Below are 13,239 nucleotides of genomic sequence, written 5' to 3'. Positions count from 1 at the left end.
TTCATCAGACCGGTGTCTTTATTTAGAACCAGGTTTCCATTTGAATGCCGAAATTCCACTGTCCGCCTGCGGTAAAACCGTCGGTGCCGAACGAATCGCTGGAAGAATAGTTGTCGAGCTCTTTGCTCCAGTCCATATAGCTGGCGAAGAAGCGAATTTCTGGTCGGCTCAACATGTCGCTGATATCGCCAACTTTAAAGGTTGGAGCAAAGGTCAGTTTGTAGAAACCTCCGCTGACTTTGTTGTAGCTGTTGTAGCCTCGAGGGTCGAGATTCATATACTGATAACTGCCCTCATAAGCCAGCTCGAAGTTGTCAGTTATTTTCTGAATCAGACGCGCGTTAATCGTGACCCATTTGTAATCATCCCCTGAAATGTAGCGATCCTTGCTTTGCTGCGCCAATATTGCCGGTGCAATGCTCCAGTCTTTGCTCAAAGGTGTGATGCCGTAAGTCGCCAGACGCAGCGTATTGGCATCGGCGGTCAGACGGCCGTCGGAACCAAGAGCCTTCACTTCTGCCCCTAAGCCGTGACCGTACAACAGCGCCGTTTTAGACGTTCCTTCACGCAGGCCATAGAAGCTGTCACCGTGGTAGGCCAACAGGGTATGGAAGCCCGTTTCTGCGGCATTGCTGCTGCCCTGTATTCCGTCATTTTCACGCTGCTGATTGTTCTTGCCGCGCAGTCCACTGATCATCCACTGAATCGGGCCAGCGAAGTTATTGGCGGTAACAATGTAGTTCTCAATGCGCGTATCGTTGTTGTTATCGTCTTTAAGGTCGTCAAAGTTTCGCCCGTAAAGTGAGAAGTTACTTTTCAGGTTATCGCCCCATTTCACGTCATAAATACCGCCGCCGGTGCCGGAGAGAAAGATGATGTCAGAGTCGAGCCAGTGAATATCGAAGTTGTCGCGGTCGAAACGCTTACCGGCCCACAGCGTGGTGTCCTTAAACGCGCCGGTGAAGGTAGGGAGCGAGCCTAGCTCCACAAACGCCTGACGAACGTTGAGCTCACTGGTGGCGCCGGTCCAGTCGTTATAGCTGCGCTGGCCGTCGGCCAACATCACCTTGTAGCGCGACGTCGCGCCGCTGGCCATGGTTTGACGATGCTCCAGATTCACTTCGACGTACGTGTTGTTTTCATTGCCGAGGCGGCCAACTGCGCCACCGGTCTGGCCGGCAGGTGTGACGTAAGGGCCGCTCTCCGTCGAGGAGCCTGAGTCGTTCATGATGATGCCCGAGCGTGCATAACCACTGAATGTAAAGCCATCGTCGCCGTGAGTTGTGCTCTTTTCGTTGTTGGCCAGCGTTTCGGTACGCTGGGCCACTCGGGCGGTTTGCTGCTGAGTTTTCTCGGCCGTTTTGGCAACTTCACGTGTTTGCACTTCATTGTTGGCGGTGCGTGTTTCGAGCTGCTTCACCTGTTTTTCGGCTTCGCTGGCGCGCGCTTCGGCCTTGGCGGCGCGGTTTTCTGCCAACTGGAGACGTTTTTCCATCGCGTTAAGGCGAGCTTCAATGGCACTGGTGGAAGATTCTGCACCCACGGCGGCGTTGGAAAGAATAAGACCAATAGCAACAGCGAGGTAGCGAGGTTTGATCATCATTTTAATCACTCGTAAGAGGTTTAGTTATTATGGTAAAACCACATTAGCTAAAATGCTAAACTGGTTTTCCTGCACACAATAAACATTGGCCTCGTCGCTTTGCAATCATGTTAGGCAGGCAAAGAGCGAAATTGTGATCTTGCTGGCAAATCCAATCACTGATGTAATAATTCAGTTGCGCCTGATAAGCTAAACCGGTTTTCTCTTTGGTCATAAAGTCATAACACGCAGGGAATGAAGATGAAAAATCGAGTGTGGGTGTTGGGAGATGCGGTGGTAGATTTAATCACTCAGGGTGATGACAGTTTTCTAAAGTGCCCAGGCGGCGCACCGGCCAACGTGGCGGTCGGCGTCCGTCGTTTGGGTGGCGATAGCGCATTTATAGGGCGAGTAGGGGACGATCCCTTCGGTAAATTTTTGCACAATACCCTGCTTGATGAAGGTGTAGACGTGACTTATATGCTTAAAGATGCCTTACACCGCACCTCTACCGTAGTTGTCGAAAACACTGACGACGGCGAACGTTCTTTCACCTTCATGGTGCGTCCAAGTGCCGACCTGTTTCTGCAGTCTGGCGATATTCCGACCTTCGAAAAGGGGCAGCTCCTGCATCTTTGCTCGATATCGCTGTCTGCAGAACCTTCCCGCTCGGCGGCTATATTAGCCATGCAGCGGATGCGCGCGGCAGGGGGTATTGTTTGCTTCGACCCCAATATTCGCCTGGACTTATGGGCCAGCGAAACGGATCTGCGTGAGTGCCTGCATCAGGCGCTGTTGCTGGCCGACGTGGTTAAAGTCTCGGAGGATGAGCTGAGCTTTTTAACCGCAGAGCCGCAGACTGCAGCGGCTGTCGATATCATGGTACAGCGTTATCGGCCTAAGTTACTGCTGGTGACGCAGGGCAAAGCGGGCGTCATGGTTTATGCACAGCGGAAGTCATTGATAGAGCATTATCCGGCACCGACTATCAAGGTTGTTGACACCACCGGTGCGGGGGATGCTTTCGTGGCGGGCCTGTTGGCGGGATTGGCGCAAAGCGGACTCGATGCTTCAGAGCAGCAGTGGTCGGCAACGTTGGCTCAGGCAATAGCCTGTGGTGCACTGGCAACCACCGCAAAAGGTGCGATGACGGCGCTGCCGAAGCGCGCGCAGCTTAAGGCTTTTTTGAGTGTTGAAGCCGGGTAACGCTTAAGAATCAAAGAGAAGGCCATAAAAAACCGCCTCTGTTGGGCGGTGTTTTTATTTCAGAGCGGAATTAAACGCCTATACGTCCGGATCGTCTGGGGTAATGCCCACCACCAACTCAAGCGTTTTACGCAAGATGTCCTGCTCCACCACGTCGACCGTGGCTTCCATTTTAGCAAGCAGGCTCAAAATAATGGCTTTTTTGGTGATGAAACCTTGCTGCGCAGTAATTTTTCTTATCACAGCACCCAGAACTTCTGTTTCGCTGGCGTACAGATCGCCTGCGCTTGCGAAATGCTCGAAAATTTCATTCTCTTCAGATAGTTGCTGCATGTACCGTGTCCTCTTAAGGCAAAGTGCCCCGTTATAACTAAGTCGTGCGATTAAAATTGATCAGTGTTTTTTCTTATCGTCAGTCGGACCTGATGAAGAAAAAATATGGCCTACGTTATCGCTTCCGCGGACCTTAAAGGTAGTATGTTGCCGAGTAGCATTGGCGCTATTGCGGACCTCTATTATTGCTTTTTCACAGGCACGCTGACGGAGCGCATTATTCTCATTAACTGCCATCGATTTAAGCTCGGCAACAAGGGCTGCGGTAGAAACCGGGCCGCCGCCGTGCAACATTGCCAGTACGGCTTTACCCATTACGATATCAATTAATTTTTCGTCGTCATTTCTATTCATATCAGCTTCTCGGAATTCAGGTGCCTATTTAAAGGATACCAGAAAACTTATGAATCACGTTCAAGCACCAAGCGAATAAGCTCATGGTAATGCTTCTCCTCGTCAGCGTTTTTTGCGTTCTCGATTCGACTCAGCAATTTTGTGCACAAGTTTCTACGATTCAGGCTCACCCCAGCCCGCAAAATTTCAACCACGATTTGACCCATTGTCTCGTCCTGTGAAAGGGCAGGGACATTGTTAAGCATGTAAAGGGTATCGCTCATCTGTGATTTACTGTATTCGTCCTGACGCATAAGTAATCCTTAACACGATGGGTTGATAACGCTCAATTTTATACGCGCAAAGTTATACACAAGCACGATTTTGTACAACTATATTAGATTTGAATGTTTATTTTTTTTGTCAAAAGATGCTAATCGATATAAATCATGGGGTTAGTTAATATTTTATCGCATTTGAGGGAAGGAGATTGTATATGCATTCATAAAATTGATTATTCTTCACATAAAAACACAACGCCAACTGACCGCAATGTTGCAGGCATGTTGGCGTGTAATGAGAGAGTTAACCACGATTTTTGGGTGAAGGGACTAGCCTGATGGTTTGCCTGGAAGGCGCTACACTGCTCCCGTGGTAGTTGGAGTCGAGCCAGCCTGACCTTTCAGGAGACACGCTCCCGAGGCTGCAATAGCCTTGTAACCAGCGGCAAACTTCATGCATCAACAGCAGTCGATTTTCATCTGCTTCTACTTCGGCCATACTCTTAAGGTTTTTCAGCAACGTATTGACGTTCACATCTTCCCTGTTGAAGATAAGGTTCATTGCCGCCTCGCCAATCAGAGCGTTGCCCTTTGCTTCATCAGAAATAATCATTATTACCTCTAGAATTAGTATTAAGTTTACACATTTCATATTTAGTATAGACCAGATATGCCTTATTACTTTTTCACCTACATTGGCGGTACGCGGTTCACAGGACGAACGGTAACGTATTTTAAGGTGCAATCAGGCGGATTGGCCTCTGTAATAACATCTAACTGTCAAGGGAGACGGGATGAGAACACTTTCTGAAGAACGCAGGAAATCTATTATCGATACGGCTACAGAGCTTTTTCAGGAGATGGGTTATGAACGCACCTCAATGAATGAGGTCGCCAAAAGGATGGGCGGGTCAAAAGCCACGCTGTATAACTATTTTGCTTCGAAGGAAGAGTTGTTTGAAAACGTGGTGAGGACCTACAGCACACAGTTGCTGGCCGCCGCCGCGTCGGAGCTTTCCACTTACCGTGACCATTCCAAAACGCTTGAGCAAAAACTCCAACGCTTTGGTGAGCGGATGCTCGAAATTTTAGTCACGGATGACAAGGCGATAAAAATTTACCGCTGCGTGATTGGCGAGGCGGGGCATTCAAATATTGGAGAACTGTTTCTTGCCTCTGGCACTCAGGACAGCATGGATAAGTTGGCCGAGTTGATGTGGGTTGCTATGGAGAGCGGTGAGCTGGCAGCGGGAGACGCGGTGCTCAGGGCGACACAGTTTACCTCGCTAATGAGAGCTGAGGTTGACATTGTGCTGTATCACCGTGAACCGGTGCTGTTTAAACCCGATCAGATTACATTGATGGTTGAACGCGGTGTGCAGCTTTTTTTGTACGGCGCATCAGCACATAAAATGAAAAAAAATGCATAGCGGCTGTTTACCCTATGCACTTAGCGCCTTCCCTGCTGCTTTAGCCATGGTGCGGTGCGGGAAGCCTTTTCACTGCCTCCAGTAAAGGCGCTGTTTTACCCGCCGCACAAATGCGGATCCAACCTTCACCGGCTGGGCCAAATGCAATGCCTGGAGCGACCGCCACCCGCTGGGTCAGTAAGAAGTGTTCTGCCCATGCGGCTACGTCGCCTTCACTGGCGTGTGAAACGTCAATCCAGATATAAAATGCGCCCTGTGGACGTTGATATTTAAAACCCCGCTGGTCAAGTACCGCGCAGGCAGCTTCAACGTTGTTGCCATAGTGCACGCGAGCCTCATGCACGCAGTCCTGCGGCCCTTCAAGGGCGGATAACACCGCGAGCTGGGCCGGAGAATTTACGCAGCTCACGGTGGCTTCCTGCGCGGCACGAAAGGGGGATGCCACGCCCGGCGGCGTAACCAGATATCCCACGCGACCGCCGGTCAGACCGTAGGTTTTGGACACCGAATAAACGCTGAATACCCGGCCGTCGGAGTCGAGCGATGCGACGCTGGTAAAGGCATGCGTAAAGGTGAAGTACTCGTAAACCTCATCGCTTATCACCCACAAATCGTGTTTGGCGGCAAACTGTAGCAGTTCTGTCAGTTTTTCAGCACTGTAAACCACGCCAAGCGGATTGGATGGGCTGTTAATCAGTAACACTTTGGTACGCGACGTAACGCATTGCTCAAGATTGGACAGCGAAGGCTGAAAATCATCTTCTGCTTTTAGGTGATAAGGCACCGGCACCGCGCCGAGCAGTGTCGGGATCATCGAAAAAGTGGCATAGCCTGGGTCGGGTATCAGGATCTCGTCACCGGCGCTAAGGGTTAATAACATCGCCATGTGCAGCGCCTGTGAGCCGCCTGCGGTGACGTGGATTTGATCATCGTCTACCCGATAGTGATTATCACGTTCCAGCTTGGTGGCAATCGCCGAGCGCAGCAGGGCCATTCCGCTGTTGGGGGTGTAATTCGTGACGTCGGCATTCCAGGCGCTGGCACCGGCATCAAGAATGTGTCGGGCGACCGGCCTTTCTGGTTCACCAATACTCAGTTGAATGACATCGTCGAGGGCTGAGGCCAACTCGTAAATACGGCGAATACCCGATGCAGGGATGGCCAGTGCGTTGGCAGAAATTTGCGGCATAAAATCTCCAGATGGGCGGTAGGCGGAACAGTCTGACGACGAGACTAGTCAGCTATAAGTTGTACTTAAGATTAAAAAATAAGTAAAGCCGTGCGGACATAGGCGAGAGTTATGCGGCGATAGCCGGGAGAAATTAACGGTTAAAAACGAAGAAATGGGCAAAAAAAAGCCCCCGCGCGGGCGGAGGCTAGCGTTTACAGCTTAGCGTTTAGTTAACCTGAGTCGGCATACCTGAGCGCAGAGCAATCGCTTTATCAAGCACCTGCTGGTTAACGCTCGGGTTTGCCATCACTGTGGCGTTGGTGCCAGAAAGGCTGATTGGCAGCGGCTGCTGTGAGTCAAACTCTTCCTGATTGGCAGACAGTGGGTTATGCACTTCGATATAACGCGCACCGTTGGCCAGCACGGCCGTTTTCACCGGCTCATTGATAAACTGCACGCGGGTGCCGACCGGCACGTTTTCGAACAACCATTTGATGTCGGCGTCACGCAAACGCACACAGCCGTGGCTCACGCGCAGGCCAATACCAAAGTTGGCGTTGGTACCGTGAACGGCGTACAGGCGACCGACGTAAAGCGCATACAGGCCCATTGGGTTATCTGGACCAGCGGGGAAGGTTGCAGGCAACCATTGACCCTGTGCCGCATATTCTTCATGCATTTTTGCCGTCGGTGTCCAGGTAGGACCGGCTTTTTTATGCTGCACCGTGGTCACCCAGTTCAGCGGGGTATCTTTACCCAGTTCGCCGATACCGATGGGTAATACCACCACGGTGTTAGTGCCCTTAGGATAGTAATAAACACGCATTTCTGCACTGTTGATGACCAGACCTTCGTGTGGGGTATCGGGCAGGATCAACTGCTGTGGAATAGTCAGTACCGTGCCAGACGTTGGCAGGTAGGTGTCTACGCCCGGGTTAGCTTCCAGCATGTTTGCCAGACCCATTTGATACTGTGCAGCGAAATGCTCCAACGGCAGTTTGTTATTTTGTGGAACGACAACGGTGATGTTTTCACCAACTAAACGGCCATTGTTTGCTGGCAGTGGATAGACAACTGCAGAAGCAGCCTGGCTATACGCAGCAACAGCTAAAACCAAAGTAAAGATCGCGCGAATGCTCATTTTCATATTTTCTAAGGTTATTCTTGCCACACAGGCACTGGTTTATGGGATTTTACCCGGAACGCTGCCTCCGGATTGACCCTTATATTGTATGTACACAGGCGCTTGAGAGTGAATCAAGATGTGTAACCAATCACTTTTCAGGGATGCTAATTATAAAGAAATATTTCAAACAGGCCAAAACTTTCTCAAAAATCTAACAAACGATGGCTTCTTTTGATTCTTTAACTTTCACTAAGCGATTTCTAGCGGGCATTTTCGCGCAGTGGACGGAAGAAATCGCGGATTTCTTTCGCCAGATCTTCGGGGTATTCCAGAGCGGCAAAGTGTCCACCGCGCGACATTGTTGTCCAGCGCTGTACTGAAAAGCTGCGTTCAACCCATGAGCGGGGCGGCATCGGCAGCTCGGCCGGAAACAGCGCCACACCCAGCGGTGGTTGAACGTGTTGACCTTGGGAAAAACTAAGCGGCATTGCTCGCCCCTCGACGTACATGCGAAATGACGAGCCAATACTTTGCGTAAACCAGTAAACAGAAATATCGGTGAGTAGCGCATCCAGCCCGATGCCTTGTTCGAGGTCGCCGTGGCAGTCGCTCCAGGCCTGAAATTTTTCCGTGATCCAGGCGGCGAGTCCGGCGGGCGAATCATTCAACCCCACGGCCAGACTTTGCGGACGCGTGCCCTGTTGGTGACCGTAAGCACCTTCGCTGGCAGCCCAGGCGCTAACTTTATCCAGAAAGTCCTGCTCTTCGGCGCAGACGGGTGTGGCACCTTCGCCAAGATAAGGTCGATAGGAGCCGGGAATAAAGTTGAGGTGAACGCCGATAATGCGCTCGGGATAATTTCGCGCCAGCCAGCTTGACACGCCGGCGCCGATGTCTCCGCCCTGGGCGGCAAACTTTTCGTATCCGAGTCCGCGCATTAATTTTGCCCAATAATCGGCCGTTTGCGCACTGCCGATGCCGGTTTGCGTAGGCGCAGATGAAAATCCATAGCCGGGCAGGGAGGGAACAACCACGTCGAAGGCGTCGTACGGGTCACCGCCGTAGCGGGCAGGGTCAGCCAGCATGGGCACTATTTCAGCCATTTCGACAAAAGAACCCGGCCATCCGTGGGTCAGCACCAGCGGCATAGGCGCCGGCCCGCAGCCCTTCTGATGGACAAAATGTACCCTTTGCTGATCAATCTGGGCGGTAAATTGTGGCAGCTGGTTCAGCTTGGTTTCTTGCCTGCGCCAGTCAAACGTATGCTGCCAGTAACTCACTAGCCGTTTTAGAAATGCCGCATCCGTTCCTTCTCGCCAGCCAAGACAGTCAATCGTCTCAAGCCAGCGGGTGCGAGCCAGTCGTTGCTTCAGATCGTCAATGCTGGCATCACTGATAGCAATTTTAAAAGGTTGGATATCCAAGGCTATTCACTCTCGGTTGTTAAAAGATGTGTGGCAGTGCAGTGACTATAGTTTTTATTTGTGCAGGCAACCAGCGCTGTTGGAGGCGCGGTAACCTTTGCTAAAGGGGGCGTAAGCAAGAAAAGATGCTGCGCGCGGAAGATCCGTACGCAGCGGGGACGGGGTATACGGCAAACTTAGAAGTCGTAGCCGACTGTTGCAACCACTGTGCGCTCCTGGCCCCAGTAGCAATAGCTGGTGCCGTAGCAGGCTGCTACGTACTTCTTGTCGGTCAGGTTGTTGACATTAAGCTGAACGTAAGCGCCTTTGAGTGACGGGGTAAAGCTCGCAAGATTCACCTTTACCGAGGCGTCAAACAGTGTGGTGGAGGCAATGCGTTGGGTGTTGGCATTATCGGCCCACTGCTTGCCGATGTAGCGCGCACCGCCGCCGACGTTAATGCCCAGACCTGCGTCATACTGCGCCCACAGGGAGGCCATTTGGTTTGGCGTGACATATGGCGTATTGCCGCTGGTGCCGTCAATCGCGTCTTCGTATCTCACGCGGTTATAGGTATAACCGGCAATGATGTTAAGGCGGTCGGTCACTTTGCTGTGTGCTTCAAGCTCGATACCTTGCGAATGCACTTTGCCCGCAGGCTCGAAATAACTGCCGATAACGACGCGGTTGCCGACATCTTTTTGCGTCAGGTCATACAGCGCGACGCTGTACATATTGCTACTGCCCACCGGCTGGTATTTTAAACCGGCCTCGTACTGCTCGCTGGTCATCGGTTTAAGCAGCGTGCCGTTTTGGCCAGACAGCGCGGAAGGGGTCATCGCCTGACTGTAGCTAACGTAAGGCGAAATGCCGTTGTCGAAGGCGTACAGCAATGAGGCACGGCTGCTGAAATGTTTGTCGCTGCGTTCGCTGTCGGTTTCAACGCCGTAAATGCTTTCGTATTGGGTGTTTTTGGTTTTCAGCGTGTCGTAGCGGCCGGACAGCGTCATGTGCCACTTGTCGTACACCATGTCATCCTGCAAATAAACGCCAGACTGCTGATAACGACGTTTACCGTGCGTTGAGCTGTAAAGGTCAACGGCGCTGCCGCCCGAGACGCCGGTGTAAGGGTCAAGCGTGGAAGCGTAACCGCCCTGCGCATCCAGCGTATTGGTGTAATGCTGGAAATCAAAGCCTAGTACTACTTTATGCTGTAGCGCCGCAGTGGCGAAATCAGCTTCGAGCTGGTTATCAATCGCGAACGAATCAAGCGAAGACTGCTCGCCGGAGTAGTAGCGGTTTAGCAGCGTTCTGTCGGCATTCCAGCCACCCTGATACACCTGTTGCAGTTCGGTATTTGAGTGGGTGTAGTTAGCGTTTTGGCGGAAAGACCAGGTGTTATTGAAGTTGTGCTGGAACTCATAGCTGTATATCTGTTCCCAACGTTTGAATTCGTTACGCGAGCTCTCGCCGTCAAAGAATCCGCGGCCGAGTTTGTCGCCACGGCTGGAGTAGATGCTGCCGTCGCCTGGCACAGCCGCGTGATAGCCGCCAGAGGGGTCTTTCTGCAAATAGGCGCGCAGCAGCAGCGAGGTATTTTCATTGGGCTGCCACAGCAACTGTGGCGAAAGGGCATAGCGCTCTTCGCGCTGGTGGTCATACTGGGTGTCGCTGCTGCGAGTCAGGCCGGTTAGGCGGAATGCCCACTGGTCATTAATCGCACCGGTATAGTCAAACGCACCGCCTTGGGTATTGAAGTTGCCGCCGGACAAACGCACGTGGCCTTCACTGGCAAACTGCGGGCGTTTGCTGGTTTCCATCACCAGTCCGCCCGGAATGCTTTGCCCGTAAAGTGCGGAGGAGGGACCTTTGATGACGTCAATACGCTCAAGGAACCACGGGTCAACCTGGACGATATTGTAGCTTCCGCCGTCGGAGGCCATGCGCAACCCGTCAAGGAACACGTTATCGACGTCGCCACCGTGGAAACCGCGCAGTGAAACCGTGTCGTAGCGCGTGGCGCCGCCGGCAAAGTTGGTGAACACGCCGGGGGTGTAGTTCAGGGCAGAGTTAACGGTGGTGGCGTTCTGATCGTCCATCTGTTGGCGAGTAACCACTGAAACCGACTGACCGGTAGTGATCAGCGGGGCATCGGTCTTGGTCGCCGCCTTGCTTGTTTTCGCGGTGTAACCCTGAGTCGGTGCATCAGCAGCATCTGAAGGTGACGCAGTGACCACGACAGTATCATCGGCGAGGGCTGCCAGAGGAGAACACAGGGCCAACGCGCACAGGACGGCGAGGCGCTTGAATGGAAAAGCAAACAACATGATTCATATTCCCTATAAAAATTGTTTTCTCAAACAGTCAATAAAGTACGTTGCGATCAAAGCAGAGGGTTTAGCGCCTATGTCAGGATTCTTACGCCAAAACGCAAGCATGGTAAACGAAATGATAAGTAGTATCATTATTATTTAATATGCTTGGTGACATTTTCCAACATTGAGAGACAGGGGAGGTCTTTGGCAATCCTAATTTCTAGAAGGAGGGTGGGTTTTTGCATAAGACGTCACGCGACAGCTTTCTGTCGCGTTTTGCTAAGAGGGGGAATACAAAAAACGCTATGGATGGGGTTATCGCGCGACATTTTAGCCGAGCGTGGACTGCCGTGCGTTAATAATTTCCATCCCAATCTGCTGACCGCAGGAGAGTTCCAGGGTGTTGCCGTCTGGATCGGCGAAGAATGCCCAGTAGCCTACCGGTGGCAGTGATTGCTGTGCTTTTCGGCGCAGAACGCCTTCCTGTTCGGCAAGCTTTACCTTAGCGTCAATTTCTTCGCGGCTACTGCAGGCGATGCCAAGATGGCCAAAGGGACCTAACGGGGTGTCGACGGTGGTTTGTGACTGTACCAGTACCAGTGCGAAAGGACGGGTTAAATCTGATAACCAGGCCACCTTTTGTGCCTCTTCTATGCCGGGCTCACGCTGATGGATAATCTGCATTCCGGCATAGCGCTGATAAAATTCGATGCTTTTTTGAAGGTCTTTAACCTGTAATGCAATATGGCTGAATCCCACATCATTCACTGACATACGCCTGCTCCTTGTTAACGCTCAACTGCCCGTAATGAAAGTAAAATATAAATCTCAAAAAGGGGTCAACCGACAAGAGCTTCATCCATGAGGCTACCTGTCGATTGTCGCAACGCGGTTTTGCTGGATAAGAAGACGTTTAGACCAGCACCAGTCCGAGCACGGCGCCCACCGCCAATACCCAAAGTGGATGAATTTTCTTGTTCATCGCCAGCAGCGTACACAGGGCGATAACGGCGGCAAGTGCGATGCTGGTGGCCGAGGCTTTAGCGATTAACAGGCCGCTGGAAATAACCAGTCCGACGGTGACCGGCACAAGACCGCTTTGGACTATGCGCCGCCACGGCTTGTCTTTGTAGCGTTTCCAGCCGCCCATCACGATAAGCGTAATAATCGACGACGGGCCAAATTTTGCCAATGATGACACCAGCAAGCCGGCCCATCCGGCCACCTGCCAGCCCACCAGCGGCACAATCATCATGTTAGGGCCGGGTGCAGCCTGCGCCAGCGCAAACAGGGCGCTGAACTCCTGGGCACTCATCCAGTGGTGATTCTGCACCACTTCACGCTGCATTTCGGGCAGGATGGTGTTACCGCCGCCAAAGGCCATCACTGAAAGCTGGGTAAACAACAGCGCCAAAGTGATCAGTATGCCAGTCATTTTTGGGTTCTCCAGAACAGCAGAATGCTGATAGGTGCCAGAACCAGCATCACGGCCAGCATGGGTAAACGCAGTACGGCGATGGCGATAACCCCGAGTATTACAATAGCCAGCTGCAGCCATTTTCCTTTGAGTGGAAGCAGCATCTTGAAGCCAGTGGAGAGCAATAGTCCGGCTGCACCTGCGGCGAGACCGGCAAATAGATGTTCAACCACCACGTCATTTTGATAGCGAGCATAAACCAGTCCGAGACCGACAACGATGGCGGTTGGGGCACAAATCAGGCCAAGGATCGCCGCTAATGCCCCACGAAGTCCCTGAAACTCATTACCGAGCGCAACCGACAAATTAATGATGTTGCCACCGGGTAAAAATTGGCACAGGCCTAGCAGCTCAGTGAACTCGTCACCGCTCAACCAGCGTTTTTTCTCAACGATCATCCGCCGCGCCATCGGCAATACGCCGCCAAATCCGGTTAACCCCAAAATAAAAAAGCCCACGAAAAGTTCGCGACAGCTTGGCGTGACGCCCTGATGTGCGTGTAGATTTTCATTACTGACATTGCTATTCAAAGGTGCTGACATGAATACGCTCGGTTATTAAAATAGTTAATTGAGGTATGGT

General features: G+C 52.0%; 14 protein-coding genes. 2 read left to right on the top strand and 12 right to left on the bottom strand.

Annotation, left to right across the window (positions count from 1 at the left end; genetic code table 11):
• Positions 1 to 22 precede the first annotated feature (22 nt).
• Positions 23 to 1,603 carry a carbohydrate porin gene (locus tag GA565_RS14735; protein ID WP_152199084.1) on the bottom strand — a complete coding sequence of 527 codons (1,581 nt, stop codon included), beginning with the start codon at positions 1,601 to 1,603 and terminating at the stop codon, positions 23 to 25.
• A gap of 240 nt (positions 1,604 to 1,843) precedes the next feature.
• Here GA565_RS14735 and GA565_RS14730 point away from each other — a divergent pair, with 240 nt between their 5' ends.
• Positions 1,844 to 2,788, top strand: coding sequence for an aminoimidazole riboside kinase (locus tag GA565_RS14730; RefSeq protein WP_152199083.1), 945 nt, complete (start codon positions 1,844 to 1,846; stop codon positions 2,786 to 2,788).
• 78 nt (positions 2,789 to 2,866) lie between these two features.
• Here the strand turns inward: GA565_RS14730 and GA565_RS14725 are convergent, their stop codons facing one another.
• The 4 genes from GA565_RS14725 to GA565_RS14710 form a co-directional block, all read right to left on the bottom strand.
• Entirely contained in the window at positions 2,867 to 3,121 is a 255-nt protein-coding gene (locus tag GA565_RS14725) for a biofilm development regulator YmgB/AriR family protein (protein ID WP_152199082.1), read from the bottom strand.
• Positions 3,122 to 3,181: 60 nt separating this feature from the next.
• Positions 3,182 to 3,475, bottom strand: a complete 294-nt coding sequence (locus GA565_RS14720) for a hypothetical protein (protein WP_152199081.1) — start codon at positions 3,473 to 3,475, stop codon at positions 3,182 to 3,184.
• Positions 3,476 to 3,522: 47 nt separating this feature from the next.
• Positions 3,523 to 3,768, bottom strand: a complete 246-nt coding sequence (ycgZ, locus tag GA565_RS14715) for a regulatory protein YcgZ (RefSeq protein ID WP_055780503.1) — start codon at positions 3,766 to 3,768, stop codon at positions 3,523 to 3,525.
• A 271-nt stretch (positions 3,769 to 4,039) separates the two neighbouring features.
• A complete protein-coding gene (locus tag GA565_RS14710; RefSeq protein WP_152199080.1) occupies positions 4,040 to 4,348 on the bottom strand; it encodes a hypothetical protein in 309 nt (102 codons plus the stop codon).
• Positions 4,349 to 4,529: 181 nt separating this feature from the next.
• Here GA565_RS14710 and GA565_RS14705 point away from each other — a divergent pair, with 181 nt between their 5' ends.
• The gene (locus GA565_RS14705; protein ID WP_152199079.1) at positions 4,530 to 5,165 is read left to right on the top strand and encodes a TetR/AcrR family transcriptional regulator; all 636 of its coding nucleotides are present in this window, start codon (positions 4,530 to 4,532) and stop codon (positions 5,163 to 5,165) included.
• 40 nt (positions 5,166 to 5,205) lie between these two features.
• Here GA565_RS14705 and GA565_RS14700 read toward each other — a convergent pair whose 3' ends face one another.
• The 7 genes from GA565_RS14700 to GA565_RS14670 all read right to left on the bottom strand — a co-directional run bounded on the left by GA565_RS14700 (position 5,206) and on the right by GA565_RS14670 (position 13,199).
• Positions 5,206 to 6,354: a pyridoxal phosphate-dependent aminotransferase gene (locus GA565_RS14700; protein ID WP_152199078.1), complete on the bottom strand. Its 1,149-nt coding sequence runs from the start codon at positions 6,352 to 6,354 to the stop codon at positions 5,206 to 5,208.
• Positions 6,355 to 6,562: 208 nt separating this feature from the next.
• On the bottom strand, positions 6,563 to 7,483 hold the full coding sequence (locus GA565_RS14695) for a L,D-transpeptidase family protein (RefSeq protein ID WP_055780489.1): 921 nt from the start codon (positions 7,481 to 7,483) through the stop codon (positions 6,563 to 6,565).
• Between the two features lie 239 nt (positions 7,484 to 7,722).
• Positions 7,723 to 8,886, bottom strand: coding sequence for an epoxide hydrolase family protein (locus tag GA565_RS14690; protein ID WP_152199077.1), 1,164 nt, complete (start codon positions 8,884 to 8,886; stop codon positions 7,723 to 7,725).
• Between the two features lie 176 nt (positions 8,887 to 9,062).
• Positions 9,063 to 11,192 carry a TonB-dependent siderophore receptor gene (locus GA565_RS14685; protein ID WP_152199076.1) on the bottom strand — a complete coding sequence of 710 codons (2,130 nt, stop codon included), beginning with the start codon at positions 11,190 to 11,192 and terminating at the stop codon, positions 9,063 to 9,065.
• A gap of 318 nt (positions 11,193 to 11,510) precedes the next feature.
• Positions 11,511 to 11,954, bottom strand: a complete 444-nt coding sequence (locus GA565_RS14680; protein ID WP_152199075.1) for a VOC family protein — start codon at positions 11,952 to 11,954, stop codon at positions 11,511 to 11,513.
• 139 nt (positions 11,955 to 12,093) lie between these two features.
• Positions 12,094 to 12,615 (bottom strand): chromate transporter, encoded by a 522-nt coding sequence (locus tag GA565_RS14675; protein ID WP_152199074.1) that lies wholly within the window; start codon positions 12,613 to 12,615, stop codon positions 12,094 to 12,096.
• Positions 12,612 to 13,199, bottom strand: coding sequence for a chromate transporter (locus tag GA565_RS14670; RefSeq protein ID WP_152199073.1), 588 nt, complete (start codon positions 13,197 to 13,199; stop codon positions 12,612 to 12,614). Before GA565_RS14670 ends, GA565_RS14675 begins: the two co-directional genes overlap by 4 nt.
• Positions 13,200 to 13,239: the final 40 nt, after the last annotated feature.

The organism is Rouxiella sp. S1S-2 (genome assembly GCF_009208105.1).
Taxonomy (GTDB): domain Bacteria; phylum Pseudomonadota; class Gammaproteobacteria; order Enterobacterales; family Enterobacteriaceae; genus Rouxiella.
The sequence above is the reverse complement of the archived record's forward strand: the minus strand, read 5'-3'. Positions and strand labels throughout refer to the sequence as shown.